Origin of the sequence: Leisingera aquimarina DSM 24565 (assembly GCF_000473165.1) — a bacterium.
GTDB classification, from domain to species: Bacteria; Pseudomonadota; Alphaproteobacteria; order Rhodobacterales; family Rhodobacteraceae; genus Leisingera; species Leisingera aquimarina.
In genome coordinates, this window is sequence record NZ_KI421504.1 from 2,337,105 (window position 1) to 2,363,508 (window position 26,404).

Consider the following 26,404-nt stretch of genomic DNA (forward strand, 5'->3'; position numbering starts at 1 on the left):
CCGCGCGCGGTGTCAAGCCGGCCTTAGCGGCTGTCGGCGATGGCGGTGCCGGCTGCATGGCCCGATGACCAGGCCCATTGGAAGTTGTAGCCGCCGAGCCAGCCGGTGACATCCACCGCCTCGCCAATGGCGTAGAGGCCGGGCGCCGCTTTGGCCTCCATGGTTTTGGAGGAGAGGCCATCGGTGCAGATGCCGCCCAGGGTGACTTCGGCGGTGCGGTAGCCCTCAGTGCCTGCGGGCAGCAATTGCCAGTATTGCAGCGCCTCGCAGAGGGCTGTGAGCGCGGCGTCGGATTGGTCTGCCAGGCGGCCCTTGAGGCCCAGTTGCGGGGCTAGGAAATCCACCAGCTTGCCGGGCAGGTGACGCGCCAGTTCAGTTGTCAGGTCGCGGCGGCCCTCAACCTGGCGCTGGTCGCGCAACAGGTCGTAGAGCGGCGTTTCCGGGATCAGGTTCACCGTGATTTCCTCCCCTTCGCGCCAATAGGAGGAGAGCTGCAGCACCGAGGGGCCGGAGAGGCCGCGGTGAGTGAACAGCAGCGCCTCGTCGAAACTGGTGCGCACGTTGCTGAGACGCGTGGTCAAGGCGGTGCCGGCGAGCGGCTGGAAGCGCCCGTCAGGGAAGGTGAAGGGCACCAGCGCCGGGCGGGTCTCTGTGATTTCCAGCCCGAACTGGCGAGCCAGATCATAGGCAAGCCCGGTGGCGCCCATTTTGGGGATCGACTTGCCGCCGGTGGCCAGCACAAGATTGCGGCAGGTGACGGTCTGCGGCTTACCCTCGCGCAGCAGCTGGACGCGGAAGCCGTCTGCAGTCTGTTCCACTGCTTCGACGGAGGTTTGCAGCCAGAGGTCCGCACCGGCCTGTGCCATCTCCTGCGTCAGCATGGCAATGATCTGTTTGGCGGAGCCGTCGCAGAACAGCTGGCCCAGGGTCTTCTCGTGCCAGGCGATGCCGTGGCGGTCCACCAGGCCGATGAAATCCCACTGGGTGTAGCGGGCCAGTGCCGATTTGCAGAAGTGCGGGTTGGCAGAGAGGTAGTTCTTCGCTTCCGCATACATGTTGGTGAAATTGCAGCGGCCGCCGCCGGAGATGCGGATCTTGTCGCCCGGCGCCTTGGCGTGGTCGATCACCAGTGTGCTGCCGCCGGAATGGCGCGCGCACATCATGCCGGCTGCGCCGGCGCCGAGAATCAGAGTGTTTGTCCGCATGGCGCGCATCGACCACGGAACTGGCGCTGGCGCAAGGGGGAGGCCGGCAGGAGCTGTCTGGCGGATTGGCGCCGGCGATCTGGCAGCTTCCTGCCTGTCAAGATGGCCGGCCGCGCGGACGGTGGTTTTCCGCCGAACTGTGTTCTTTTTCTGGCGCCGCGGCTCACGTTTCGTTACAGTTTCTGTGAGACCCCGAAAAATGGGGCGGAACGAGGCATATAGTGGCGGTATTCCCATGACTGAGATGGTCTATGGCGCGGTTCCCGTGCAGGCAGGTGAGCCTATTCTTCCCAAGTGGTGGCGGACGCTGGATAAATGGACAATGTCCTGCATCCTGATGCTGTTCGTGATCGGGCTGCTCTTGGGGCTCGCCGCCTCGGTGCCGCTGGCGGAGCGGAACGGGTTCGGCAATTTCCACTATGTGCAGCGGCAGGCGGTTTTCGGCCTGACGGCGCTGATAGCGATGCTGGTGACATCCGTGATGTCGCCCACGCTGGTGCGGCGGCTGGCGGTGCTGGGCTTTGCGCTGGCCTTTGTGGCGCTTGCCTTCCTGCCCATCTTCGGCACCGATTTCGGCAAAGGCGCGGTGCGCTGGTATTCGCTGGGGTTTGCCTCGCTGCAGCCGTCGGAGTTCCTGAAGCCCGGTTTCATCGTGGTGGCGGCCTGGATGATTGCAGCCAGCCAGCAGATCAACGGGCCGCCGGGCACGCTGATGTCCTTCGCCCTGTGCATGATGGTGGTGATGATGCTGGTTCTGCAGCCGGATTTCGGCCAGGCCAGCCTGATCCTGTTCGGCTGGGGGGTGATGTATTTCGTCGCTGGCGCGCCGATGCTGCTGCTTGTGTGCATGGCTGCTGTGGTCGTGCTGGGGGGTGTCTTTGCCTATAACAGCTCAGAACACTTTGCCCGCCGCATCGACGGCTTCCTGAACCCGGATGTCGATCCCACCACTCAGCTGGGCTATGCCACCAATGCGATCCGCGAGGGCGGGCTGTTCGGTGTCGGTGTCGGCGAGGGCCAGGTGAAATGGTCGCTGCCGGATGCCCATACCGATTTCATCGTTGCGGTCGCAGCTGAAGAATACGGGCTGGTGCTGGTGGCGGTTCTGATCGCGCTTTATGCCTCGATCGTGGTGCGATCGCTGTTCAGGCTGATGCGCGAGCGCGATACCTTCATCCGCCTGGCGGGCACCGGTCTGGTCTGCATGTTCGGCGTGCAGGCGATGATCAACATGGGGGTTGCGGTGCGGCTGCTGCCCGCCAAAGGCATGACCTTGCCGTTTGTCAGCTATGGCGGATCCTCGCTGATTGCCACCGGGATTGCGGTGGGTATGCTCCTGGCCTTTACCCGGACGCGCCCGCAGGGCGGAATTGCCGATTACCTGAACGGCCGCGGCCGCTGACGAGATGTGAAAGAGACCCCTTGGGATGGCACAGAAACTGCTTTTGATGGCCGCTGGCGGAACCGGCGGCCATATGTTTCCGGCGCAGGCGCTGGCCGAAGCCATGCTGGCGAGCGGCTGGCGGGTGAAGCTGTCGACCGACGCACGGGGCGCGCGCTATACCGCGTCCTTTCCAAGCGCGGTGGAAATCTCGCAGGTGTCCTCGGCCACCTTTGCCCGTGGCGGGCTGCTCGCCAAGGCACTGGTGGCGCCGAAGATCGCAGGCGGCGTGCTGTCGATGGCAATGCAGATGCGGCGCGAGCGGCCCGATGCCGTCATTGGCTTTGGCGGCTACCCGTCAATCCCGGCGCTTGGGGCGGCGACGCTTTTGAAGCTGCCGCGGATGATCCATGAACAGAACGGCGTGCTGGGCCGGGTGAACCAGATCTTTGCCAAACGGGTAGCCGGGGTGGCCTGCGGCACCTGGCCGACCGCGTTGCCCGAAGGTGTCGCGCATGAGCACGTGGGCAACCCGGTGCGCAGCGCGGTGATGGAGCGGGCGGGTGCGGCGTATATTCCGCCGGGCGATTACCCGATGTCCCTGCTGGTGATGGGCGGCAGCCAGGGCGCGCGGATCCTCTCTGACGTGGTGCCGGCGGCGGTTGCCGCGCTGCCCGATGGCATCCGCCGGTATCTGCGGGTGTCGCATCAGGCACGCGAAGAAGACTTGGGCCGGGTCAATGCGTTTTACGCCGACCACGGCGTTAATGCCGATGTGCAGACGTTCTTTGCCGACGTGCCCGCGCGGATGTCGGAGGCGCAGCTGGTGATCTCGCGTTCGGGGGCGTCGTCGGTGGCGGACATCTCGGTCATCGGACGGCCCTCGATCCTGATCCCCTTTGCCGCAGCCGCCGGTGACCATCAAAGCGCCAACGCCCGTGGGCTGGTTGACGCCAATGCCGCCGTGATGATCCCGGAAAGCGCCCTTGATATCCCGGTGCTGGCAGAGCATATGGGCGCAATTCTGAGTAACCCGCAGGCTGCGGTGAAAATGTCGGCAGCCGCACTGAGCGCCGGGATTCCCGATGCCACCGAGCGATTGGCGGCACTGGTCGAGCAACTGGCCGAGGAAGGATAACTGTCATGAACCCTGCAACCAAACTGCCCGGAGACGTCGGCCCGATCCATTTTGTGGGCATCGGCGGCATCGGCATGTCGGGCATCGCCGAGGTGCTCTTGAACCTTGGCTATATGGTGCAGGGCTCGGATCTGAAATCCTCGAAAATCACCGCACGGCTGGAAGAGCTGGGCGCGCGGATTTTTGTCGGCCAGAAGGCTGAAAACCTGGAGGAGGCCGCGGTTGTGGTGATCTCCTCGGCGATCAAACCGGGCAACCCGGAACTGGACGAGGCCCGCCTGCGCGGGCTGCCGGTGGTGCGCCGGGCCGACATGCTGGCGGAACTCATGCGGCTGAAATCCAACGTCGCCATTGCCGGCACCCACGGCAAGACCACCACCACCACCATGATGGCCGAGCTGATGGTGGCCGGCGGCTTTGACCCCACCATCATCAACGGCGGCATCATTCACGCCTATGGTTCCAACGCGCGGATGGGGCAGGGCGAATGGATGGTGGTCGAGGCGGATGAAAGCGACGGCTCCTTCAACCGGCTGCCTGCGACCATTGCGGTGGTGACCAATATCGACCCCGAGCATATGGAGCATTGGGGCGATTTCGACACCTTGCGCGACGGGTTCCTGGAGTTTGTCTCCAACATCCCATTCTACGGTGTCGCGGTCTGCTGCACCGACCATCCCGAAGTGCAGGCGCTGATCGGGCGGATTTCCGACCGCCGGGTGGTGACTTATGGCTTCAATGCGCAGGCCGATGTGCGGGCTGTGAACCTGACCTACAAGGGCGGCGTGGCCCATTTCGACGTGCACCTGCAGGCCGAGGACCGGGTGATCGAGGGCTGCACCCTGCCGATGCCGGGGGACCACAACGTCTCCAACGCCTTGTCCGCGGTTGCCGTGGCGCGGCATCTGGGCATGAACAGCACTGAAATCCGCGAGGCGCTGGCGGCGTTCGGCGGGGTGAACCGCCGCTTCACCAAGGTGGGTGAAGTGGATGGCGTCACCATTATCGACGACTATGGCCATCACCCGGTGGAGATCGCCGCGGTGCTGAAGGCGGCGCGCCAGGCCAGCGAAGGCCGGGTGATCGCAGTGCATCAGCCGCACCGCTATTCGCGCCTGTCGAACCTGTTCGACGATTTCTGCGCCTGTTTCAACGAGGCCGATGTGGTCGCCATTGCCGAGGTTTTTGCCGCCGGCGAAGACCCGATCGAAGGCGCCGGCCGCGATGATCTGGTGGCCGGTCTTATCCGCCACGGCCACCGCCACGCCCGCGCCATTCTTAGCGAAGAAGATCTGGAGCGCCTGGTGCGCGAACAGGCGCGTCCCGGTGATATGGTTGTCTGCCTTGGGGCGGGTACGATCAGCACATGGGCCAACGGGCTGCCGGATAGATTGCGCACCTAGATGCTAATCCTGGGCTTGTTTGCCATTCTTCTTGTGGGCGCATGCATCGGCGTTTTGCCCAGCTTGGTGTCTGGCTCCTTGTTTGTGCTGTTTGCGGGCGGTTTGGTTTACGAATACAGGGGAGCAGGTTCCATTGATTGGGTGACCTTCAAGTTCTTCTTGATTTTTTGGCTGCCCTTTGCCGTACCAGTTCTGTTAGCCGGGTTCTTTCTGGGGCGCTGGGCAAAGGGAGGAGAGATAGAGGAATGACGCTGTCGCTGACCCTGGCCGCCATCTGGGCGCTGACCGCCAATGTGCTGGCGATGATCCCGAGCCGGGACAACCTCTGGCGGCGCGCCTATGTGCTGATTGCACTGGGTATTCCGCTCCTGGGCTATGTCACCTATGAAAACGGCCCCTGGTGGGGGCTGGCGGTGCTGCTGGCCGGCATGTCGGTGCTGCGCTGGCCGGTGATCTATCTGGGCCGGTGGATAAGGCGTGCGCTGGCTCGCTGACGGCGGCGGATTGCTGCCGCGTGTTTACAAAATGTTTCCGGCTTTGCCACTGCTTATACGGTAGTACCGTTTTTTGTCGTGTTGAAGCCGGCCCGCGGACTGCCGGCCGCGGGGTTTGGCAATGGTGGCAGTTACTGCAATTTGGCTGGCTATTGGAGCGGTTTGGCTGATCGGCTTCTATTTTCTTGCCCGCCAGCGGTGGCAATGGCCGGCTGCGGGCCTGGTGCTAGTTTGGGCGCTGGTGCTGATATGGCTGGGGCTGGGCCTGTGCTTGGAGGATCACCAGCACAATAGCCGCGAGATCGCGTTGGCTCTTTATTTTGGCGGGCATCTTGTTTACGGACTATGCGCGTTCACTGGCTGGAACTTGGGACGGAAAAGACGATGGCGGCGCAAATTGAAGGGGTACTACCAGCGGCTCGCGGGCGGCTCTTGGAAGGCAAGCCGCTGGCGGACTTGACTTGGCTGCGCGTGGGCGGGCCTGCGGACTGTTTGTTCCAGCCTGCGGACATTGACGATTTGGCAGCATTCCTGCGCGGTCTCGATTCTGCTGTGCCTGTTTTCCCGATGGGGGTGGGGTCGAACCTGATTGTGCGCGACGGCGGCTTGCGGGCGGTGGTGGTGCGGCTGGGCCGGGGCTTCAACGGTATTGACACAGATGGCGAAACCGTCACCGCGGGTGCCGCGGCGCTGGATGCCCATGTGGCGAAGCGTGCGGCAGATGCGGGTATCGACCTGACCTTTCTTCGTACCATTCCCGGCTCAATCGGCGGCGCAGTGCGGATGAATGCGGGCTGTTACGGCAGCTACACCGCAGATGTGTTCGTGTCAGCCACCATCGTCACCCGCGAGGGTGAGATCCGCGAGATCACCGCAGAAGAATTGAGCTTTGAGTACCGCCAGACCGCCTTCCCTGAGGGTGCGGTGCTGGTTTCGGCCAAACTGCGCGGACCCAAGGGCAATCCGGCAGAGCTGCACGCCCGAATGGAGGCGCAGCTGCAGAAGCGCGATGAGACCCAGCCGACCCGCGACCGCTCGGCCGGTTCCACCTTCCGCAATCCGGCGGGATTCTCATCCACAGGCCGTGCGGATGACGTGCATGATCTGAAAGCCTGGAAGGTGATTGACAACGCCGGTATGCGCGGTGCGCAGCGCGGCGGTGCGCTGATGAGCGAGAAGCATTCCAACTTCCTGATCAACACCGGTGGCGCAACTGCCGCAGATTTGGAAGGTCTGGGCGAAGATGTGCGGAAAAAGGTTTACGATGAATCCGGCATCACGCTAGAATGGGAAATCATGCGGATTGGTGACCCGCTTCCCGAATAACTGGAAAACCTGAGTGCTTACAAAGGCTTCTCTGGCCGCAGCTTGGGGTGGCCATATGGCTCCGGAGGGGCGCGGGCAGCGGCAATTGTTAAACGTGGTAAAGGCATCATTAACGCTCCGGTAAGATTTTGGGCGGTAGGGTGCCGAAGAGGCGGCGCAGATCCGCTGATAATACAAGGGGCGTGCAGCCCCGCAAAAAAATCAGCCGGACCTAACCGGCGCAAACACATAATGCGGGCCTGTTCCAGGCTCCAAGAAACAGGGGCGCAAAGCCCCGCATGTATTGAGGCGCTTCGTGGTGAGTAAGTCGAGCAGGGCACTCCCGAAAGTCGCGGTGCTGATGGGTGGCCCGTCAGCCGAACGCGAAGTATCGCTGTCCAGCGGCCGTGAATGCGCGGCCGCTTTGCGCGGTGAGGGGTTCGAGGTTGTCGAGGTGGATGCAGGCCGGGACCTGCACGCGCGTCTGGCGGATATCAAGCCGGATGTGGTGTTCAATGCGCTGCACGGGCGCTGGGGCGAAGACGGCTGCGTGCAAGGCGTGCTGGAATGGCTGGGACTGCCCTATACCCATTCCGGGGTGCTTGCCTCGTCGCTGGCAATGGACAAGCAGCGCTCCAAGGAAGTCTACCGTGCCGCCGGGTTGCCGGTTGTCGAAAGCGGCTTGTTTGCCAAGGGTGACGTGATGGCGGGCCATGTGATGGCGCCGCCCTATGTGGTGAAGCCCAACAACGAAGGCTCTAGTGTCGGCATCTATATCGTGCATGAGGCCGCCAATGGCCCGCCGCAGCTGTCCGAGGAAATGCCTGCCGAAGTGATGGTTGAGACCTATGCGCCGGGGCGCGAGCTGACCACCACAGTGATTGGGGACAGGGCGTTGACCGTAACAGATATTCTGACCGATGGCTGGTACGATTACGACGCCAAATACAAGCCTGGCGGATCGCGCCATGTGCTGCCTGCGGATTTGCCGCGGGAAATCCATGACCTGTGCCTGGACTATGCGCTGAAGGCGCATGAGGTGCTGGGCTGCCGCGGTGTCAGCCGCACCGATTTCCGCTGGGATGAGGCGCGCGGCGCCAGCGGGCTGATTCTGCTGGAAACCAACACCCAGCCCGGCATGACGCCGACCTCTTTGGTGCCGGAGCAGGCAGCGTATCTAGGCATGACCTTCGGCGAACTCTGCGCCTGGATGGTGGAGGATGCTTCATGCAACCGCTGAAGGGGCGTTTCCGCCGCCGCAGCGGCGGCGGCGAGGGGCGGGCGGATCCGGCGCCGTCGCGTCTGAAGTACCGGTTGCAGCGCTGGATGCTGACGCCGGGTATCCGGTTCGGCCTGCGCATCGGGGTGCCGTTTTGCCTGATTTTTGCGGCGGGCAGTGCCTACCTGGCGGATGAAACCCGCCGTGCCGCGTTGCAGGGGCTGGTCAGCGATGCCCGCGCCGCAATCGAGGAACGCCCCGAGTTCATGGTTAATGTGATGGCGGTGGACGGGGCGGGCGCCAGCGTGGCGCAGGACATCCGCGAGGTGGTACCGGCAGATTTTCCCGTCAGTTCCTTTGATCTGGATCTGGAGCGGATCCGCGATGTGATCACCGGGCTGGACCCGGTCAAGACCGCACGCGTGCGGATCCGCCCCGGCGGCATCCTGCAAGTGGACGTCGAGGAACGCGTGCCGGTGCTGATCTGGCGCAGCCGCGAAGGGTTGGCGCTGCTGGATGAAAACGGCATTCACGTGGCCGAGCTGGGCCGCCGCAACCTGCACCCGAACCTGCCGCTTATCGCCGGCAAGGGGGCCGATCAGCACGCGGCGCAGGCGCTGCGGCTGTTTGCGGCGGCCAAGCCGCTGGGGCCGCGGCTGCGCGGACTGGTCCGAGTGGGCGAGCGGCGCTGGGACGTGGTGCTGGACCGCAAGCAGCGGATCATGCTGCCGGCGGAGCAGCCGCAGCGCGCGCTGGAGCGGGTGCTGGCGGTGAGTGAGGTACAGGATTTGCTGGAACGCGATGTGGCAGCGGTGGATATGCGCCTGGCTGGGCGCCCGACCGTGCGTATGACCGAAAACTCAGTGGAAAACTGGTGGCGGATCCGGCAGCTGAATGGGGGCGGGCAGTAGCATGACAGATCTCTATCAATCGCAGCGGGCCATGCGGCAGATGCGGCGCCAGGCGATGCAGCGCGGCGTAGTGGCCATTCTGGATGTGGGCAGTTCCAAGATCGCTTGCCTGGTGCTGCGGTTCGACGGTTCCGGGCGGCTGAGCGAAGACGGCTCGATCGGGGCCTTGGCCGGGCAGTCGGGGTTCCGGGTGATCGGCGCGGCGACCACGCGGTCGCGCGGTGTTCAGTTCGGCGAAATCAACGCCATGCAGGAAACCGAACGCGCCATCCGTACCGCGGTGCAGGCGGCGCAGAAGATGGCAGAAGTGCGGGTTGATCACGTGATCGCCTGTTTCTCCGGCGCCAATCCGCGCTCATACGGTCTGGATTCCAAGCTGGATCTTGAAGGCCAGGTGGTCTCGGAGCATGAGGTGGCGCAGGTGCTGGCGTCCTGCGAAGTGCCGGAATACGGCGCGGGCCGCGAGGTGATACATGCGCAGCCGGTGAATTTTGCACTGGATAACCGCTCGGGCCTGGGCGATCCGCGGGGCCAGATGGGGCAGACCCTGGCGGTCGACATGCATATGCTGACGGTGGATGCCATCGCGGTGCAAAACCTGGTGCGCTGCATCCAGCGCTGCGATCTGGAATTGGCGGGGATTGCCTCCTCGGCCTATGCTTCGGGATTTTCGGCGCTGGTCGAGGACGAGCAGGAGCTGGGGGCGGCCTGTATCGACATGGGCGGCGGCTCCACTTCGATCTCGGTCTTCATGAAGAAACATATGATCTATGCCGACGCGGTGCGTCTGGGCGGTGATCACATCACCAGTGACATTTCGATGGGGCTGGGGGTGCCGCTGACCAATGCCGAGCGGATCAAGACCTTTTGCGGCGGGGTGCATGCCACCGGTGCCGACGACCGTGACATGATCGATATCGGCGGGGATACCGGCGATTGGGAGCATGACCGCCGCACTGTCAGCCGCGCCGAGCTGATCGGCATCATGCGGCCCCGTGTGGAGGAAATCCTGGAAGAGGTGCGCACACGGCTGGATGCAGCCGGGTTCGAGTACCTTCCCAGCCAGCAGATCGTGCTGACCGGCGGTTCCAGCCAGATCATGGGGCTGGACGGGCTGGCGAGCCGGATCCTGGGCCAGCAGGTGCGGCTGGGCCGCCCGCTGCGGGTGCATGGCCTGCCGCAATCGGCGACCGGTCCGGGCTTTGCCTCGGCGGTGGGGCTGTGCCTGTTTGCCGCCCATCCGCAGGACGAATGGTGGGATTTCGAGATGCCCGCCAGCCGTCATCCGGCGGGCACTTTGGGACGGGCCGTGCGCTGGTTCCGGGACAACTGGTAAGCCGTTTTTCAATTCTGCCTGACGGGTCAAAGAGGGCGTGACAGCGCCGGAAGGACCCGTTAGGTTGTTCTTAACGTCCGCGGCAAACGCGGCGATTCAGCAGGCCGGGCAGTGGCCAGCCACGTATCAGGAAATATGTCTTCCGCAGAAGTGATTTTGCGGATGCGACATCTGTGTTGTGTGCGGCTTGTGCTGAATCCCCAATATCTGCTAGGGACGGCGAAATACCGCGGTTTAGGCCTTAGAATGAGGCCGTATTTTGTGGCTCGTTGTGCTTTTTGGGATGACGAAACAGCCTCTGCGCGGTAAGATTATGGTAATAGCACAGGAAAAAGCCCTTTGCGGGAAGGGCGGGTAACACAGGCGGTATGAGCATGACGTTGAATCTTTCGATGCCCGGGCAGGAAGAGTTAAAGCCGAAGATCACGGTATTTGGTGTCGGCGGGGCCGGCGGCAACGCCGTCAACAACATGATTGCCAAGGAGTTGGACGGCGTTGAATTCGTCGTGGCCAATACCGACGCGCAGGCGCTGCAGCAGGCATCGGCCAAAAGCCGCATTCAGCTGGGTGTGAAAGTCACCGAAGGCCTGGGCGCAGGCGCCCGCCCGCAGGTGGGTTCGGCCGCGGCAGAGGAAAGCATTGAGCAGATCGTCGACCATCTGGCGGGCGCGCATATGTGCTTTATCACTGCCGGCATGGGCGGCGGCACCGGCACCGGCGCGGCGCCGATCATCGCGCAGGCCGCGCGCGAATTGGGCGTGCTGACCGTCGGTGTTGTGACCAAGCCGTTCCAGTTTGAGGGCCTCAAGCGGATGCGCCAAGCCGAAGCGGGTGTCGAAAGCCTGCAAAAGGTCGTCGATACACTGATCATCATCCCGAACCAGAACCTGTTCCGCCTGGCCAATGAAAAGACCACCTTCACCGAGGCGTTCTCGATGGCGGATGACGTGCTGTATCAGGGCGTCAAAGGCGTCACTGACCTGATGGTGCGCCCGGGCCTGATCAACCTCGACTTTGCCGACGTGCGCGCGGTGATGGATGAGATGGGCAAGGCGATGATGGGAACCGGCGAGGGCGAGGGCGAGGACCGTGCGGTTCAGGCCGCTGAGAAGGCGATTGCCAACCCGCTGCTGGACGAAATCAGCCTGCGCGGCGCGCGCGGCGTGCTGATCAATATCACCGGCTCGCATGACCTGACCCTGTTTGAACTGGACGAAGCCGCCAACCGCATCCGCGAGGAAGTGGATCCGGACGCCAACATCATCGTCGGCTCGACACTGGACACCGGCATGGAAGGCAAGATGCGGGTTTCCGTTGTTGCCACCGGTATCGACGCGGTGGATGTGAACACCGAAATGCCGGTGCCGCGCCGTCCGATGTCGGCGCCTCTGCGCCAGACTGTCAGTGTTGAAGATACCCGTCCGGCACCGCTGGAACTGGAAACCCCGGTTGAGCAGCCTGCAGCAGCCGCGGCCGCCCCGGCCCCGGAGGCTGTTCAACCCGAAGCCGCCGCGCAGCTAGAAGAGCCGTCGCTGTTTGAAGAGATGAACGCGCAACAGGCCGCCGCGCAGGAGCAGGCTGAAGACATCTTTGAAGAGCCGGAACTGGTGGACAACGACGGTCTGCCGCCGCCGGCCTATCAGCCGCAGGTTCCGGAATTCCGCCCGCAGGCAACAACACCCGAGCCGCAGCCCGACGCTTTTGTGGCGCCGAGGGCACCCGCTCCGGGCACCCCGTCGCCGCAAGCGCTGGAGCGCCTGCAGGCGGCGGCGCAGCGGGTTCAGCAGCCGCGCGCGGCTGCCGCCCCTGCCGCACCGGCACCGCAGCCGCAACAGCAGCAGAATGCGCAGCAGCAGCCCGACGGGCAGCGTCGCTTTGGTCTGAATTCCTTGATCCACCGGATGACCGGCACGACCGACGCTCCGGCAGGCAAACAGCCGCCGCAGGCTGCACGCCAGCAGCCGGCCATGCAGGCCCCGGCCGCCGCGGCCCAGCAGCAGCCGGTGCAGGCGCAGCAGGCTGACCCGGACCAGGAACGCATCGAAATTCCCGCATTCCTGCGCCGCCAGGCAAACTGACGGTTCACAAAACTAACTGCAAAAGCCGCCTTCGGGCGGCTTTTTATTTGTGTATTTCAGTTATTTGCGCAATTTTGAGCGGTGATTTGCTTATCTGTTACAGTCATGTTTCAAACCGTTACAAAGATTGAGTTGTAGGTTTTTTTGCAAAACCTTAACTCTCGTTCGCAACACGGCCCCATGAGGCCGGAAACAGTGGAACGAGGCGCAACGTGCAGAATACGCTCAAAGCATCGGTAGCATTTGAAGGGCCCGGCCTGCATTCCGGCCAGCCTGCACGCATGGTCCTGATCCCGGCTCCGGCGGGGCACGGCATCGTTTTCAAGCGCACCGACATTGCATTGGGCAACACCCTGGTTCCGGCGCGCTGGGACCTGGTTGAGCGCAGCCCGCTGTGTACCCGGCTGATCAACACCTCGGGCGTCAGCGTTTCCACCGTAGAACACATCATGGCGGCCCTGGCCGGTTGCGGCGTGCACAACGCGCTGATCGAAATCGACGGGCCGGAAGTGCCGATCGTTGATGGATCCTCGGCGCCGTTTGTGCGCGGCATCATGCAATACGGCGTGCGCCGGCAGGGCGTGCCTGCCACCGCATATGAGGTTCTGAAGCCGGTAACAGTCGAGAAGGACGGCGCCCGCGCCACCCTGCTGCCCAGCGACCGGCTGACCATTGAATTCCATATCGACTTTGCCGAGGCCGCAATCGGCCGTCAGAGCAAGGTCCTGGATATGCGCAACGGAAGTTTTGCACGTGAGCTGTGCGACAGCCGCACCTTCTGCCGCCAAGCAGACGTGGAAGCGATGCAGGCCAATGGCCTTGCCTTGGGCGGTGTGCCCGGTGAAAACGCTGTTGTGTTTGACGGGGAACGGGTTGAGAGCGGCGCGGGTCTGCGCCATTCGGATGAGCCTGTGCGCCACAAGATGCTGGATGCTTTGGGGGATCTGGCACTGGCTGGGGGGCCGATCTTGGGGCGGTATGTTGGCGAGCGCGCGGGGCATGCGCTGACCAACACATTGCTGCGTGCCCTGTTTGCGGAGCCGGGTGCGGTCCGGGCCGTCGCCTGCGATGCAGCGATGACCGCGCGGCTGCCGGGACAAGGGCTGATCTGGTCGGAAATTCCGGCAGAACAGCGGTGCGTGGCATAAGGCAAAAAACCAGAAACGAGCGGCAAACTGGCCCGGGGCGCAAATGTCCCGGGTCTTTTCCCGTGAAGAGGGGCTGCAGACGGGAGCAGGAACAGCAGGCCGGACTTGACCATTGCCCGCTTTCTCTGCCAAGTGAACGCGGAAGTGGCGAAAGGCGTTTTGCGCGCCAATTGAATATGCTAGAGACGGCATAACCGGGGCGCACACCCGTAAGTCAAAGACGGTGAGGTTAGGCACTATGAACGGCATCAGGGCGGGAGCCAAAACCCTCGGCGCGGTCCTTCTGATGGCGGCCCTTGCGGGCTGCGGCGGAGACGGCGGCGCGGTCAAGCGGGGCGAGTCTCTGGAGGCCTTCTCACCAGAGCAGATCTATGAGCGCGGCGAATTCGAGCTGGCTGAGAAGCAGCCCAAGGACGCGGCTTATTACTTCTCCGAGATCGAGCGCCTGTATCCTTATTCAGAATGGGCCAAGCAGGCGGTGATCATGCAGGCCTTTGCCTATCACAGCACCAAGGATTACGAGAACAGCCGCGCCGCTGCGCAGCGGTTCATCGACTTCTACCCGGCGGATGAAGATGCGGCCTATGCCCAGTATCTTCTGGCGCTGAGCTATTATGACCAGATCGACGAGGTTGGTCGCGACCAGGGGCTGACCTTCCAGGCGCTGCAGGCGCTGCGCACGGTGATCGAGGTCTATCCCGACAGCGAATATGCCACTTCTGCGATCCTGAAATTCGACCTGGCCTTTGACCATCTGGCGGGCAAGGAAATGGAGATCGGCCGCTATTACCTGCGCCGGGGCCATTATACATCTGCGATCAACCGGTTCCGGGTGGTGGTTGAGGATTTCCAGACCACCAGCCACACAGCCGAAGCGCTGCACCGGCTGGTTGAGGGGTATCTGTCGCTGGGCCTGACCAGCGAGGCGCAGACCGCGGGCGCCATTCTGGGCCATAACTTCCAGTCCACCGAATGGTATGACAGCAGCTATAAGCTGCTGACTGCGAACGGGCTTAAACTGCGCGACCGCGGCAACAACTGGTTGAGCCAGATCTACCGTCAGACGGTCAAAGGGCAGTGGCTGTAACGGCCGCTGCTGCACGGAGGCGGGGCTATGCTGCGCGCGCTTGATATCCGCGATATCCTGATCATTGATCATCTGGAGCTGAACTTTCAGCCCGGGCTCAATGTGCTGACCGGCGAGACCGGTGCGGGCAAATCCATTCTGCTCGACTCCTTGGGCTTTGTTCTGGGCTGGCGCGGGCGGGCCGAGCTGGTGCGCCAGGGGGCCGCGCAGGGCGAAGTTCTGGCCGAGTTTGATTTGGCCGAGGGCCATCCGGCGCATGCGATCCTGGAAGAAGCCGGACTGCCGGGCGGCGAGACGCTGATCCTGCGCCGGGTGAATACCGCAGAGGGGCGCAAGACGGCCTGGGTCAACGACCGGCGCTGCTCGGGCGAAGTGCTGCGGGCGCTGTCGGAAACCCTGGTGGAGCTGCACGGCCAGCACGACGACCGTGGGCTTTTGAACCCGCGCGGGCATATGGCGTTGCTGGATCAATATGCCTGCGTGCAGGGGCTGTTGGCCGCAGTGCGGGCGGCTTGGACCGGTGCAGTCAAAGCGCGCAAGACTGTAGAGGCCACGCGGGCGGCATTGGACGCTGTGCGGGCCGAGGAGGAATTCCTGCGCCATGCTGTGGGGGAGCTGGATAAGCTGGACCCGCAGCCGGGCGAGGACGAGGCGCTGGACACCCGCCGCCGCCAGATGCAGGCGGCTGAGCGCATCCGCGGCGACATATCCCGCGCCCAATCGCTGCTGAGCGAAGGCGCCGAAGGCGCCATGGGCGAAGCGCAGCGCTGGCTGGAAGGGGTGACAGGTCAGGAGAGCGGCACCGGGCTGGAGGAGCCTTTGGCTGCCCTGAGCCGCGCAATGATCGAGCTGGGCGATGCCCAAGACGGAGTTGAGCAGGTGCTGGGGCATCTGGAGTTCAATCCGGGCGAGCTGGAGGACTGTGAAGAACGGCTTTTTGCCATCCGCGGGCTGGCGCGCAAGCATGATGTGCAGGCGGAGGAGCTGGCCGGCTATGCTGAAACCCTGCGCAGTAAGCTGGCGGCACTGGATGCTGGTGATCAGGATCTGGCCGATCAGGAGACCGCTTTGAAAGCCGCCGAGGCGTCCTATGCGCAAGCCGCAGAACAGCTGAGCGCAGCCCGCCGCGAAAGTGCTGCGGCGCTGGATCAGGCGGTGATGGCCGAACTGGCGCCGCTCAAGATGGAACGCGCTGTGTTTGAAACCCGCTTTTCCAATTGTGCGCCAGGGCCGGAGGGCACCGACACGGTGGCCTTTACCGTTGCCACCAATCCGGGCGCGCCTGCGGGGGCTTTGAACAAGATCGCCTCGGGCGGCGAGCTTAGCCGGTTCCTGCTGGCGCTGAAGGTCTGTTTGCGCGGCGAAGATGCCAGCAAGACCTTGATTTTCGACGAGATTGACCGCGGTGTCGGCGGCGCGACGGCAGATGCCGTGGGCCGGCGCCTGCGCAGCCTGGCCAGCAGCGGCCAGGTGCTGGTGGTGACCCACTCGCCGCAAGTGGCAGCGCTTGGCGGCCATCACTGGCAGGTGCGCAAACAGGTGGTGGATGGCATGACGCTGTCGCAGGTGGTGCCGCTGGCCGACACTGAACGGGTGGATGAGCTTGCCCGCATGGTGTCGGGTGATACCATCACCGAAGAGGCCCGTGCTGCGGCCCGCGCATTGCTGGCCGGATAGCTGCCGGAACAGGGCGGCGGGTGAGGGCTCTTTAACCGGCTTATGCCAGTTGTAGGCCATTGAAATGAAAAGACCCGCTGACAGGTTATGGTAGAAGAAATCCGTTCATCGCTTTCCGCAGTTTTTGTGCAATGGCTGGCAGGCCTGAAAGACTTCTGGAGGGTGCTGCGCCACCGCGGCCCCAGCCAGTTTCAGTTCTGGCTGATCGCACTTCTGATCGGCGTCGCCGCAGGCTTTGCCGCGCTGTTTTTCCGCAAGGGGATCACGGCGCTGCAGGCCTGGATCTATGGCGCGCCGGACCTTGATTATCTGCATTCCTATGCGCAGGCGCTGCCCTGGTATGTGCTGGTTGCCATTGCCGCTGGCGGCGGGCTGGTGGTTGGACTGATCCTTGATCGTTTCACACCGGACGGGCGGGTGCGCTCGGTCGCGGATGTGATCGAAGGCGCCGCACTGCATGACGGGCGGGTCGAACACAAGGAGGGGCTGGCCTCGGCGCTGGCCTCCTTCATCACGCTGTCCACCGGCGGCTCCACCGGGCGCGAAGGGCCGGTGGTGCATATGGCAGGCGTGATCTCCACCTGGGTCAGCAACCGGATCAACGCCGATGGCATCACCGGTCGGGATCTTCTGGGCTGCGCGGTGGCGGCGGGTGTCTCGGCCAGCTTCAACGCGCCGATAGCAGGCGCGTTGTTTGCGATGGAGGTGGTGCTGCGGCATTTTTCGGTCAACGCCTTTGCGCCGATTGTGGTCGCTTCGGTTGCCGGTACGGTGATCAACCGGCTCGAATACGGCGATGTCACCGAATTCACCCTGAACACCCCCGGCGCGCTGCAGTTCTACGTGGAACTGCCGGCCTTTTTGATCCTGGGCTTGATCTGCGGGCTGGTGGCGGTGGCGCTGATGCGGTCGATCTTTTTTGCCGAAAAGGTGGGCAATACGGTGCAGCAGCGTTTGCACCTGCCGCGCTGGCTGCGGCCTGCGGTCTCTGGCGCGATGCTGGGCGTCATTGCCGTGTGGTATCCGCATATCATCGGCGTCGGCTATGAAACCACGGTGCTGGCACTGACCGGCGGGCTGCTCCTGGGGCAGGCGGTGATCTTTGCCGCGGTCAAAACGGCGGCTGTCGCCATCACAATGGGCGGGCGCATGGGCGGTGGCGTGTTTTCCCCGTCGCTGATGATCGGCGCGCTGACCGGGCTGGCCTTTGGCCTGATCGCGACGGCCGTGCTGCCGGATGTATCCGGCACCCACACGCTATATGCCTTTGCCGGCATGGGCGCTGTTGCCGCCGCTGTGCTGGGGGCGCCGATTTCCACCACGCTAATCGTGTTTGAGCTGACCGGAGACTGGCAGATCGGCCTGGCGGTGATGGTGTCGGTGTCGATGTCCACCGCACTGGCTTCACGGCTGGTGGACCGGTCCTTCTTTCTCACCCAGCTGGAAAAGCGCAACATTCACTGTGCAGCCGGGCCGCAGGCCTATCTGCTGGCGCTGATCCGGGCCGGTGCGGTGATGCGTCCGATGGGCGACAGCCGCTGTGCGCCGCTGGAGGACTGCCAAGCACTGGTTGAGGAGGGGCTGTGCATCCGCGCTTCCGCGTCACTGGAGGCCGCGATGCCGGTGTTCGAGCGGGCAGAGGCGGCTTTTCTGCCTGTGATGATGGAAGAGGGCGGCACAGAGGAAATCATCGGCGCACTGTATCATGTAGATGCGTTAAAGGCCTACAACCGTGCCTTGGCTGCAACCGCAGCGGAGGAACACAGATAGGCGGGACCGTGATGGTGTGTATCTGATCACCGCATCCCGACCGGTGCATCCTCCTCTGCTACGGGGAAAAACTCTGATTCCGCCCCCGAATCTGTGCGAATTCGGTGACACGTAAAGGTTAAGTTAAAAAATCCATTGCTCCGCAGCGGAGCCTGAACCAACATTGCAAGCGGATTATTGCTTAGCTTACTCAAACGGTAGGGAAACATGCGCAATTTCGAAATCGGCCCGCAAGAGGCTGGTGCGAACAACAAGGCAGACGAACGGGCAAACGAACGGGCAGCGCTGGAAGCAGTGATCAACTATGCGATCCAATGCGCCCGCGAAACGGACATTCTTGGCGCAGGTGATGCGCTGGAGGAAGCCAGGCTGAACCTCAGCCGCGCCGTTTTAGCCTGAAACTCGGCCTTTGCGGCACAATAGCTGCCACAGCGGTTCCGGCTCCTGTTGCGGAACCGGGCTGGCTGTTGCTGCAGCGGGCATCAGGCCGCGGGAACAGGTTCCCCGCAAACGTAAAACACCGGCGCCAGGGCACCGGTGGGGGATTTTTACGGGACGCTCTGTTCCTGCTGCCCGGATGCGGCGCGTTCTGTGAAACGGCCCCGCAAACCGGATAACCGGCTTAGACTTGTTCGACTTTTACAGAGTCGCTCAGCACGAACGCCAGGCAGCCCTTGATTTCAGCCGCCGCTTCAGCCGGAGCTTCATAGCTCCACGCCGCGTTTTCGGTGACAGACGACTTGTTGGCGATCGAAAAATAGCTGGCCTCGCCCTTGTGCTGGCACTGGGCGGTCTTGCTGGTGCGGTCCAGGAAGGCCATGGCGATGTCTTCGCGCGGGAAATAGATGACCGGATCCATATCGCCCTCCGTCAGCTCCAAAGCATTGGAGCTTTCCCCCAGTACGGCGCCGCCGGAGCGGACGGTCCAGGTGCCTTCGGCCTTGCGGATACGGATAGTGGTCATGCGTGTTTTCCCATTCTCTTCGTGCGTGTCGTCGTTGGTTCAGTCTATGTAGCAGCCTATGTAACACCTCAGTGTCACAAGGGGGCGGTTGCGGCATCAAGCCACGCCTTTGCGGCGGGGCTGAGCAGCGGTCCGGTCTTTGCCGAAACCTCTTGATGATAGTTGTCGAGCCAGTCTTTCTCGGCGGCTGACAGCATTGCTGTGTTCACCAGCCGCCGGTCAATGGGGGCAAAGGTGAGTGTGCGCCAGCACAGCATCTCGCGCTCTGCGTCGCTGGTGTCAAGGGCCGGGGCCTGTTCAACCACCAGAAGGTTCTCGATCCGGATGCCAAAGGCGCCTTCGCGGTAATACCCCGGCTCGTTCGACAGGATCATGCCGGGTTCCAGCGGCACGTGGCTGGTGCGTGCCAGCCGCTGCGGGCCTTCATGCACACTGAGGTAGGCGCCGACGCCATGGCCAAGGCCGTGGTTGAAATCCTGGCCTGCCAGCCACAGCGGCATCCGGCCGATGCATTCGATATCGCGGCCTGCCAGCCCCTTGGGCCAGCGCAGGCGGGACATGGCGATCATGCCCTGCAGCACGCGGGTAAAGGCGTCGCGTTCCTCGGCTCCGGGCGAGCCGATGGCGATGGTGCGGGTGATGTCGGTGGTGCCGTCGAGATACTGACCGCCGCTGTCCAGCACCAAGAGGTGCCCGTCTTCCAGCCGCGTGTCGGTTTCCTCGGTCACCCGGTAGTGCATCACCGCGCCGTTCTCTCCGGTGCCTGCAATGGTCTCGAAACTGATGTCGCGCAGGGCTTGGTCTTCGCTGCGCAGCGCTTCAAGTTTCTTCACCACCTCAATCTCTGTGATGGTGCCGGGAGGCTGCGCGTCGAGCCAGGCCAGCATCTCCACAATCGCGGCCCCGTCGCGCAGGTGGGCGGCAGCGCTGCCTGCAATCTCGGCTGCGTTTTTGCGCGCCTTAGGCAGCGCGCAGGGATCGCCCGCGGGTATCATGCGGTCGCCAAGCGCCTCTGCCACGATCTGCGGCACGGTGCCGGAGTCTGCGGCGACGGAGCCGTTGAGCGCCGCAGTGGCCTTCAGGAAGTCCTGGGGAGCATGAACCGTGACGGAGGTATCAAAATGGTCCTGCAGGCCGGCCAGCTTTTCCGCAGCGATGAACAGGTCCACCCGGGCGTCGTCGTGCAGAATGGCAAAGCCATGCGCCACCGGATTGCGGGCCACATCCGCGCCGCGGATGTTCAGCAGCCACATGATGCTGTCGGGCAGCGTGATGACCGCCGCCGCCTGGCCCGCATCGCGCAAGTCTTTGGCCAGCCGCGCGCATTTGTCTGCAGTGTTTTCGCCCGCGTAATCCAGCAGGTGTGCCGCAACCGGCTGCATCGGCGGTGCGGGCTGATCCTGCCAGATCCGGTCCACCAGGTTCTCGCATTGCGCTAGGGTGATGCCGCTGCCTTTCAGCTCTTTGGTGAGCGAAGTGATCTGACCCGCAGCATGGAGCCAGGGATCGAACCCAACTTTACCGCCTTGGGGGAGCTGTTGCTTCAACCAGCCAGCTAGCTGCACTTCGGGCCAGGGAACGGGGGTATAGTCTGCGGCGACCTGACGCTTCACCTGGGTGCGGTAGCGGCCGTCGATGAAGACGCCGGCCTTCTCTTGCAGCACTGCGCAAAAGCCTGCTGAGCCGGTGAAGCCGGTGAGCCAGGAGAGGCGCTCATCGTGCGGTGCCACATATTCGCCCTGATGCGCGTCGGAACGCGGCACCAGGAAACCGTCCAATCCTTCTGCCACCAGCTCCTTGCGCAGCGCCGCCAGCCGTGGCGGGCCTTGTTCCGGGCGGGCAGTCACATCGAAGCTCTGATACATGGGCAACACTCCTGATTGAGGGCGGGGCGGCACGGAGCGGGACTGTTCCGGCGGCGCTGCAAAGGAAAGGCGCGGGCCAACGCACGCGCCCCTTCTTGTCCCAAATCGCCCTGCTGCTGGCAAGCCTGACGGCATGGCTTTGCTGCAGACCTTGCGGCACAGGGCAAGCGGGGGGCTCCCGCCCGGTCTCAGGGCATTTTGGAATGCCCTTCGGCCCGTTGGGCCGGGCACCGGATGCTCCGCATCCGGTGCCGCCGCGCGCGTCAGCGCACGGCCACGCCCAAGGCCATTGGCCAGCATCCTGGATGCTGGCCAAAGGCGCGGGAGGGCGCTCTTGGCTGAAAAGAGAGGGCTGACGTCAGCCGGCGCGTTTGATGCCCATGACGCGGGCGCGGGCGCGCGGGTCGCTGTCGAAGAGCGCTGCCAGCTGCTCAGTCATTGCGCCGGCCAGCTGCTCCACGTCCGTGATCGTCACCGCGCGCTCGTAATAGCGGGTCACGTCGTGGCCGATGCCGATGGCGAGCAGTTCCACCTGCTTGCGCCGCTCCACCATTGCGATCACATCGCGCAGGTGTTTTTCCAGGTAGTTTGCCGGGTTAACCGAGAGCGTCGAATCATCCACTGGCGCGCCGTCCGAGATCACCATCAGGATCTTGCGCGCCTCCTGCCGGGCCGTCATCCGCCGGTGCGCCCATTCCAGCGCCTCGCCGTCGATGTTTTCCTTCAGCAGGCCCTCTTTCATCATCAGGCCCAGGTTGGTCCGGGTCCGGCGCATCGGGGCGTCCGCGCCTTTGTAGATGATATGGCGCAGATCGTTGAGGCGTCCGGGCTGCTGCGGGCGGCCGTCGTTCAGCCAAGCCTCGCGGGCCAGCCCGCCTTTCCAGGCACGGGTGGTGAAGCCCAGAACCTCGACCTTCACGTTGCAGCGCTCGAGCGTGCGCGCCAGCACATCGGCGCAGATCGCCGCGATTGAAATCGGGCGTCCGCGCATCGAACCGGAGTTGTCCAGCAGCAGCGTCACCACGGTATCGCGGAATTCGGTGTCCTTCTCGCGCTTGAAGCTGAGCGGCGTGGTCGGGTTGGCGACAACCCGGGCCAGACGGCCGGCGTCCAGCGTGCCTTCTTCCAGGTCAAACTCCCAACTGCGGTTCTGCTGGGCCTGCAGGCGCCGCTGCAGCTTGTTGGCCAGGCGGGATACCGCGCCCTTCAGCGGCTCCAGCTGCTGGTCGAGATAGGCGCGCAGCCGCTCCAGTTCGGCAGGCTCTGCAAGGTCCTCGGCGGCGATTTCCTCGTCGTGGCTGTCTTGAAACACCTTGTAGTCCGGATCAGCTTCGGAGGCCGGCGGCGGGGCGGGCGGCTCCAGCGGCGCTTCGCCGTCGGGCATTTCGGTGTCCTCGGCGAATTCATCATCCGCCATCTCGTCCATCGAGACCTGGGCCTGGCTCTCGTCCTGCTGCTGTTCCTGGGATTGCTCGGGGCTGGCGTCGGCCTGTTCGTCCTCGGAGTCGTCCTGGCCGCTGCTATCCGGATCATCCTGCTCTTCGGCGTTGTCCTCGGCCTCATCGTTGGCGTCGTCGTCCAGCTCATCCGGGTCATCGCCGAGCTGGTCGCCATAGCCGAGGTCGGAGATCACCTGCCGGGCCAGTTTGGCAAATTCAGCCTGATCGGCAATGGTTTCGTCCAGATTTTCCAGCGTGCCGCCGGCCTGGGCTTCGATGAAGCCGCGCCACAATTCCATGATGTTGGAGGCCCCTTCGGGCAGCGGGCGCCCGGTGGCCAGATGGCGGATCAGATAGCCGGCCGAGGCCGCCAGCGGCGCCTCGGAGGAGGATTTCATCTGGTCATAACCGCGGCGGATCGACTCGTTGCGGATCTTCACGTCGATGTTCGACGCGGTGCCCGGCATATGGCGCGCGCCCATCGCCTCGCAGCGGGCGGTTTCCATCGCCTCATAAAGATCGCGGGCCATTTCGCCCTGCGGGACGTATCTGGCGTGGGTGGCATCGTCGTGGAATTTGTGGCGCAGCGCCAGTGCGTCGGCGGTGCCGCGGGCCAGCAGCACCTCTTCGCGGCTCATCCGGCGCGAGACCTGCGGCAGCCGCATTGAGTCACCCGACAGCCCCGAGGGGTCAACGGTATAGCTGACCGACAGTTCCGGGTCGTTGGCCATCACCTTGGTGGCTTCAGCCAGCGCCTTCTTGAACGGATCGGCTGGGTTGTCGTTCGGCTTTTTCATGGTCGCACCTAGTCCCTTGTGAGCATCCCCCCTCTTTTTGGGAAAGTCCAGTGGGTCAGCTGCGGTGAGGGCAGCGCCCGGCCCGGCGGGGTGGGAAGCGGTGTGCCCGCCCCGTCGTGCTGAAAGCACGCCTCCGGAATGACGGAGGGCGGGACGGGCGCTGCCCGGCCTAATGGCCGGGCGGCACGTCACAGATTAGCCCAGCGAAACGCTCGCGGCGCTTTCCGGCAGCTCTTCGTCAAAACAGCGCTGGTAGAACTCGGCCACGGTCTGGCGCTCCAGCTCGTCGCATTTGTTCAGGAATGACAGCCGGAAGGCATAGCCCACGTTGCGGAAGATCTCGACGTTCTGCGCCCAGTTGATCACGGTCCGCGGCGACATCACGGTCGACAGATCGCCGTTCATGAAGGCGGTGCGGGTGAGGTCGGCAACGGTCACCATCTGGCTGATGGTCTTGCGGCCATCTGCGGTGTTGTAATGCGGTGCCTTGGACAGGATGATCGCGGCCTCGGCATCATGGCTGAGGTAGTTCAGGGTCGAGACCAGCGACCAGCGGTCCATCTGGGCCTGGTTGATCTGCTGGGTGCCGTGGTACAGCCCGGTGGTGTCGCCCAGGCCGACGGTGTTGGCAGTTGCAAACAGGCGGAAGAACGGGTTTGGGGTGATGATCTCGTTCTGGTCCAAGAGGGTCAGCTTGCCGTCATGTTCGAGAACCCGCTGGATCACAAACATCACGTCGGCGCGGCCCGCATCGTATTCGTCAAACACGATGGCAACCGGATTGCGCAGCGCCCAGGGCAGGATTCCTTCGTGGAACTCAGTGACCTGCTTGCCGTCGCGCAGTTTGATCGCGTCCTTGCCGATCAGGTCGATCCGCGAGATGTGGCTGTCGAGGTTTACACGCACGGAGGGCCAGTTCAGACGGGCGGCGACCTGCTCGATGTGGGTCGATTTGCCGGTGCCGTGGTAGCCTTGGATCATCACACGGCGGTTGTGGCTGAAGCCTGCCAGGATAGCCAACGTGGTCTCCGGGTCGAACTTGTAGGTGTGGTCGATTGCCGGCACCCGCTCCGAGCCTTCGGCAAAGCCTCTGACCGTCATGTCGGTGTCGATCCCGAACACATCGCGGACCGAAATCGTTTCGGTCGGTTTCGCATCCATATCCACAAAGCCGTCGGTCATCGCAGTCGATCCTTATCCCTCTTCCCTGCTGTCAGGGGTCAATTCGCGGGATTGGTGCCTGATCTGGCGGGCAAGGGCAAGGGAAAGTAATGCAGCAAACCAGCTGAGGTTGCGATTGTTCCGGATCTGGACGGGCGGGAAGGGAAAGGCGGGCAGCGCCCTATCTTACGCACAGCGCCCCCAGCCGGGCAGCGGGGGGCGCGTTTTGCCGGCTCTTGCTGAGCTTTGGGGGGTAGGCTGCGGCCGGCACATCTTTGGGTAGCCGGTCGTGGCAGCACACGTCAAAGAAATAAAAAGTCTATTTTAAGATTTCGGCGAAAGACCGCCCATAGCAGCCTGTCCTGAGGCGGTTTCCCGTGACACGGCGCGCGGGCCGGCTGGTGCAGGGCGTCAGGCGGCAAGCGCCTGCCTGCTGAACGCCAGCCCGGTCAGCATGGCGACTTCGCGGCGCATTGCGCTGGCGAGGTGCTCAGCCTTGGCATAGGATAGGTAGATTTTGTCGAAGGCGCGGGAGCGGATGGGCATCGCTCCGGTGACGTCAGCAGACACGAACAGAGGGCTGGACTTGGCTTGGCTGACGGTGTTCTGCAAGGCGGCTTCCGGCCCTTCCAGGATGAAGTGCACCTCTTCTCCGCTGCGGATCATCATGCCGGTGGCGCCGCCATCGCGGAACGCCGGGCGGTTCCGGCTGATGAATTGGGCGATCTGCTGATGGCTGGTACCGGCGGTCAGCTGGGCGGTGAGGGTGAGGCGGTGCATGGGCTGTCTCCTGTTGGGGCCGGTGCAGCGGAGGCTGCTGGCTTAGGCGCTGTTGATAACTTCAATTTAAGCGCGAGTTGCTCGTTCCGCCTGCCTGCAGAAGGATAGATACCCCGCTGCAGCGGTCGCAAAATCGCGGCCGCCTGACCCAAAGGATAGCTGCCTGGCCCCTGGCGCTTGCCTTGCCGTGGCCTGAGGGCGCCTTCGGTAAAAAAAGAGCGGCCCCTGGCCGCTCTTTGCGCATCCGTGTTCCGGCCGCTTATTTGAAGCTTTTGCTGTCCTTGATCTGGTCCCAGGCCCACATGACCTCTTGCAGCTGCTCTTCCTGGCTGCGGTCACCACCGTTGATGTCGGGGTGCAGCACCTTGATCAGCTTTTTATACGCCTTGCGGATATCAGCCTTGGTCCAGTCGTCCTTGGCTTCCAGGATCTCGATCGCGCGGCGCTCGGTGGGCGGCAGGCGGCGGCCCGCCTTGGCGGCACGCCCGGGGTTTTGCGTCGCGTTGACGCCCAGCACCTGATGCGGGTCCTCAATGCCGAGACGGGCCCAGGCGCGCGCCTCCGGGTCGCCCATCGGCTTGGTTTCGCGTTCCCAGACTTTGTCCTTGGACTGCTGCGCGTTCAGTTCGGCTTCGGTGGTGCCTTCAAAGAAGTTCCAGCCGTTATTGTATTCGCGCACGTGCTCCTGGCAGAACCAGTAGAAATCATCCAGCACATCCGGCGCCTTGGGCGCGCGGAACTTGCCGGCTTCCTCGCAGCCGTCTTTGTCGCACTGCCGGACGGAAGTTTCGGACGCGCCGGTGGCGGCCCGGCGTCCGCGCGGGTTCTTCTTTTTGGCTGAGCGGATGGACATATCAAAGCCAAAGGGATCGGACTTGCTCATGGGGGCGCACCTTCTAGACGCATCTGTTCGACTCGGAGGCAGCAGTTTAGTCTAAGGTGCGCCAGATAGAAGGGGGCGCGCCGAAAAAATATGGGGATGAGCGGAAAATGAACGTGAAGGAAGAGATGGAAGCAGCGCTGCAGGCGGCCTTTGCCCCCAGCGCATTGGAAGTGGTGAACGAAAGCCACAAACACGCAGGCCATGCCGGCGACGATGGCTCGGGCGAGAGCCATTTTGCAGTGATGATCCGCGCCGGAGCCTTTGAGGGGATGAACCGGGTGGCGCAGCACCGCGCTGTGCATAAGGCGCTGGGGGGTATCGTGCCGCGCATTCACGCGCTGGCGTTGGATATCGGGGTCTAGG

The 26,404-nt window shown here is 63.7% G+C and carries 23 protein-coding genes; 16 read left to right on the forward strand and 7 right to left on the reverse strand.

The window, feature by feature from the left end:
* Nucleotides 1–23: 23 nt before the first annotated feature.
* The gene (locus tag AQUI_RS0115635; protein ID WP_027258338.1) at nucleotides 24–1,205 is read right to left on the reverse strand and encodes a BaiN/RdsA family NAD(P)/FAD-dependent oxidoreductase; all 1,182 of its coding nucleotides are present in this window, start codon (nucleotides 1,203–1,205) and stop codon (nucleotides 24–26) included.
* Nucleotides 1,206–1,440: 235 nt separating this feature from the next.
* Here AQUI_RS0115635 and ftsW point away from each other — a divergent pair, with 235 nt between their 5' ends.
* From ftsW to AQUI_RS0115710, 15 genes are all read left to right on the forward strand, one after another.
* A complete protein-coding gene (gene ftsW, locus AQUI_RS0115640) occupies nucleotides 1,441–2,607 on the forward strand; it encodes a putative lipid II flippase FtsW (protein ID WP_027258339.1) in 1,167 nt (388 codons plus the stop codon).
* A 25-nt stretch (nucleotides 2,608–2,632) separates the two neighbouring features.
* A complete protein-coding gene (locus tag AQUI_RS0115645) occupies nucleotides 2,633–3,724 on the forward strand; it encodes a UDP-N-acetylglucosamine--N-acetylmuramyl-(pentapeptide) pyrophosphoryl-undecaprenol N-acetylglucosamine transferase (RefSeq protein ID WP_027258340.1) in 1,092 nt (363 codons plus the stop codon).
* Between the two features lie 5 nt (nucleotides 3,725–3,729).
* Nucleotides 3,730–5,127: a UDP-N-acetylmuramate--L-alanine ligase gene (gene murC, locus AQUI_RS0115650; protein WP_027258341.1), complete on the forward strand. Its 1,398-nt coding sequence runs from the start codon at nucleotides 3,730–3,732 to the stop codon at nucleotides 5,125–5,127.
* Nucleotides 5,128–5,376: a hypothetical protein gene (locus tag AQUI_RS0115655; protein WP_027258342.1), complete on the forward strand. Its 249-nt coding sequence runs from the start codon at nucleotides 5,128–5,130 to the stop codon at nucleotides 5,374–5,376.
* The gene (locus tag AQUI_RS0115660; protein WP_027258343.1) at nucleotides 5,373–5,621 is read left to right on the forward strand and encodes a DUF2484 family protein; all 249 of its coding nucleotides are present in this window, start codon (nucleotides 5,373–5,375) and stop codon (nucleotides 5,619–5,621) included. Before AQUI_RS0115655 ends, AQUI_RS0115660 begins: the two co-directional genes overlap by 4 nt.
* Nucleotides 5,622–6,005: 384 nt before the next feature.
* Entirely contained in the window at nucleotides 6,006–6,947 is a 942-nt protein-coding gene (gene murB, locus AQUI_RS0115665; RefSeq protein WP_027258344.1) for a UDP-N-acetylmuramate dehydrogenase, read from the forward strand.
* Nucleotides 6,948–7,287: 340 nt separating this feature from the next.
* Entirely contained in the window at nucleotides 7,288–8,166 is an 879-nt protein-coding gene (locus tag AQUI_RS0115670; RefSeq protein ID WP_035920030.1) for a D-alanine--D-alanine ligase, read from the forward strand.
* Nucleotides 8,154–9,056 carry a cell division protein FtsQ/DivIB gene (locus AQUI_RS0115675; protein WP_027258346.1) on the forward strand — a complete coding sequence of 301 codons (903 nt, stop codon included), beginning with the start codon at nucleotides 8,154–8,156 and terminating at the stop codon, nucleotides 9,054–9,056. Before AQUI_RS0115670 ends, AQUI_RS0115675 begins: the two co-directional genes overlap by 13 nt.
* Before the next feature lies 1 nt (nucleotide 9,057).
* Nucleotides 9,058–10,392 (forward strand): cell division protein FtsA, encoded by a 1,335-nt coding sequence (ftsA, locus tag AQUI_RS0115680; protein ID WP_027258347.1) that lies wholly within the window; start codon nucleotides 9,058–9,060, stop codon nucleotides 10,390–10,392.
* Nucleotides 10,393–10,766: 374 nt separating this feature from the next.
* Nucleotides 10,767–12,470: a cell division protein FtsZ gene (ftsZ, locus tag AQUI_RS0115685; RefSeq protein ID WP_027258348.1), complete on the forward strand. Its 1,704-nt coding sequence runs from the start codon at nucleotides 10,767–10,769 to the stop codon at nucleotides 12,468–12,470.
* 212 nt (nucleotides 12,471–12,682) lie between these two features.
* Nucleotides 12,683–13,618, forward strand: coding sequence for a UDP-3-O-acyl-N-acetylglucosamine deacetylase (gene lpxC / locus AQUI_RS0115690; RefSeq protein ID WP_027258349.1), 936 nt, complete (start codon nucleotides 12,683–12,685; stop codon nucleotides 13,616–13,618).
* A 238-nt stretch (nucleotides 13,619–13,856) separates the two neighbouring features.
* Nucleotides 13,857–14,705 carry an outer membrane protein assembly factor BamD gene (locus AQUI_RS0115695; protein WP_027258350.1) on the forward strand — a complete coding sequence of 283 codons (849 nt, stop codon included), beginning with the start codon at nucleotides 13,857–13,859 and terminating at the stop codon, nucleotides 14,703–14,705.
* Between the two features lie 27 nt (nucleotides 14,706–14,732).
* Nucleotides 14,733–16,382 carry a DNA repair protein RecN gene (recN, locus tag AQUI_RS0115700; RefSeq protein WP_027258351.1) on the forward strand — a complete coding sequence of 550 codons (1,650 nt, stop codon included), beginning with the start codon at nucleotides 14,733–14,735 and terminating at the stop codon, nucleotides 16,380–16,382.
* A gap of 87 nt (nucleotides 16,383–16,469) precedes the next feature.
* Nucleotides 16,470–18,152 carry a chloride channel protein gene (locus tag AQUI_RS0115705; RefSeq protein WP_027258352.1) on the forward strand — a complete coding sequence of 561 codons (1,683 nt, stop codon included), beginning with the start codon at nucleotides 16,470–16,472 and terminating at the stop codon, nucleotides 18,150–18,152.
* A gap of 207 nt (nucleotides 18,153–18,359) precedes the next feature.
* On the forward strand, nucleotides 18,360–18,551 hold the full coding sequence (locus AQUI_RS0115710; protein ID WP_027258353.1) for a hypothetical protein: 192 nt from the start codon (nucleotides 18,360–18,362) through the stop codon (nucleotides 18,549–18,551).
* Nucleotides 18,552–18,774: 223 nt separating this feature from the next.
* On the opposite strand, the gene AQUI_RS0115715 is transcribed toward AQUI_RS0115710, so the two are convergent.
* The 6 genes from AQUI_RS0115715 to AQUI_RS0115740 form a co-directional block, all read right to left on the reverse strand.
* Nucleotides 18,775–19,116, reverse strand: coding sequence for a DUF427 domain-containing protein (locus AQUI_RS0115715; RefSeq protein ID WP_027258354.1), 342 nt, complete (start codon nucleotides 19,114–19,116; stop codon nucleotides 18,775–18,777).
* A 74-nt stretch (nucleotides 19,117–19,190) separates the two neighbouring features.
* The gene (locus AQUI_RS0115720; RefSeq protein ID WP_027258355.1) at nucleotides 19,191–20,981 is read right to left on the reverse strand and encodes an aminopeptidase P family protein; all 1,791 of its coding nucleotides are present in this window, start codon (nucleotides 20,979–20,981) and stop codon (nucleotides 19,191–19,193) included.
* 358 nt (nucleotides 20,982–21,339) lie between these two features.
* Nucleotides 21,340–23,217: a cobaltochelatase subunit CobT gene (cobT, locus tag AQUI_RS0115725; protein ID WP_027258356.1), complete on the reverse strand. Its 1,878-nt coding sequence runs from the start codon at nucleotides 23,215–23,217 to the stop codon at nucleotides 21,340–21,342.
* Nucleotides 23,218–23,412: 195 nt separating this feature from the next.
* Nucleotides 23,413–24,399, reverse strand: coding sequence for a cobaltochelatase subunit CobS (cobS, locus tag AQUI_RS0115730; RefSeq protein WP_027258357.1), 987 nt, complete (start codon nucleotides 24,397–24,399; stop codon nucleotides 23,413–23,415).
* 390 nt (nucleotides 24,400–24,789) lie between these two features.
* Nucleotides 24,790–25,158 carry a BLUF domain-containing protein gene (locus AQUI_RS0115735; RefSeq protein ID WP_027258358.1) on the reverse strand — a complete coding sequence of 123 codons (369 nt, stop codon included), beginning with the start codon at nucleotides 25,156–25,158 and terminating at the stop codon, nucleotides 24,790–24,792.
* Nucleotides 25,159–25,417: 259 nt separating this feature from the next.
* Nucleotides 25,418–26,041, reverse strand: coding sequence for a DnaJ domain-containing protein (locus AQUI_RS0115740; protein WP_027258359.1), 624 nt, complete (start codon nucleotides 26,039–26,041; stop codon nucleotides 25,418–25,420).
* A gap of 107 nt (nucleotides 26,042–26,148) precedes the next feature.
* Here AQUI_RS0115740 and AQUI_RS0115745 point away from each other — a divergent pair, with 107 nt between their 5' ends.
* Entirely contained in the window at nucleotides 26,149–26,403 is a 255-nt protein-coding gene (locus AQUI_RS0115745; protein WP_027258360.1) for a BolA family protein, read from the forward strand.
* Nucleotide 26,404: the final 1 nt, after the last annotated feature.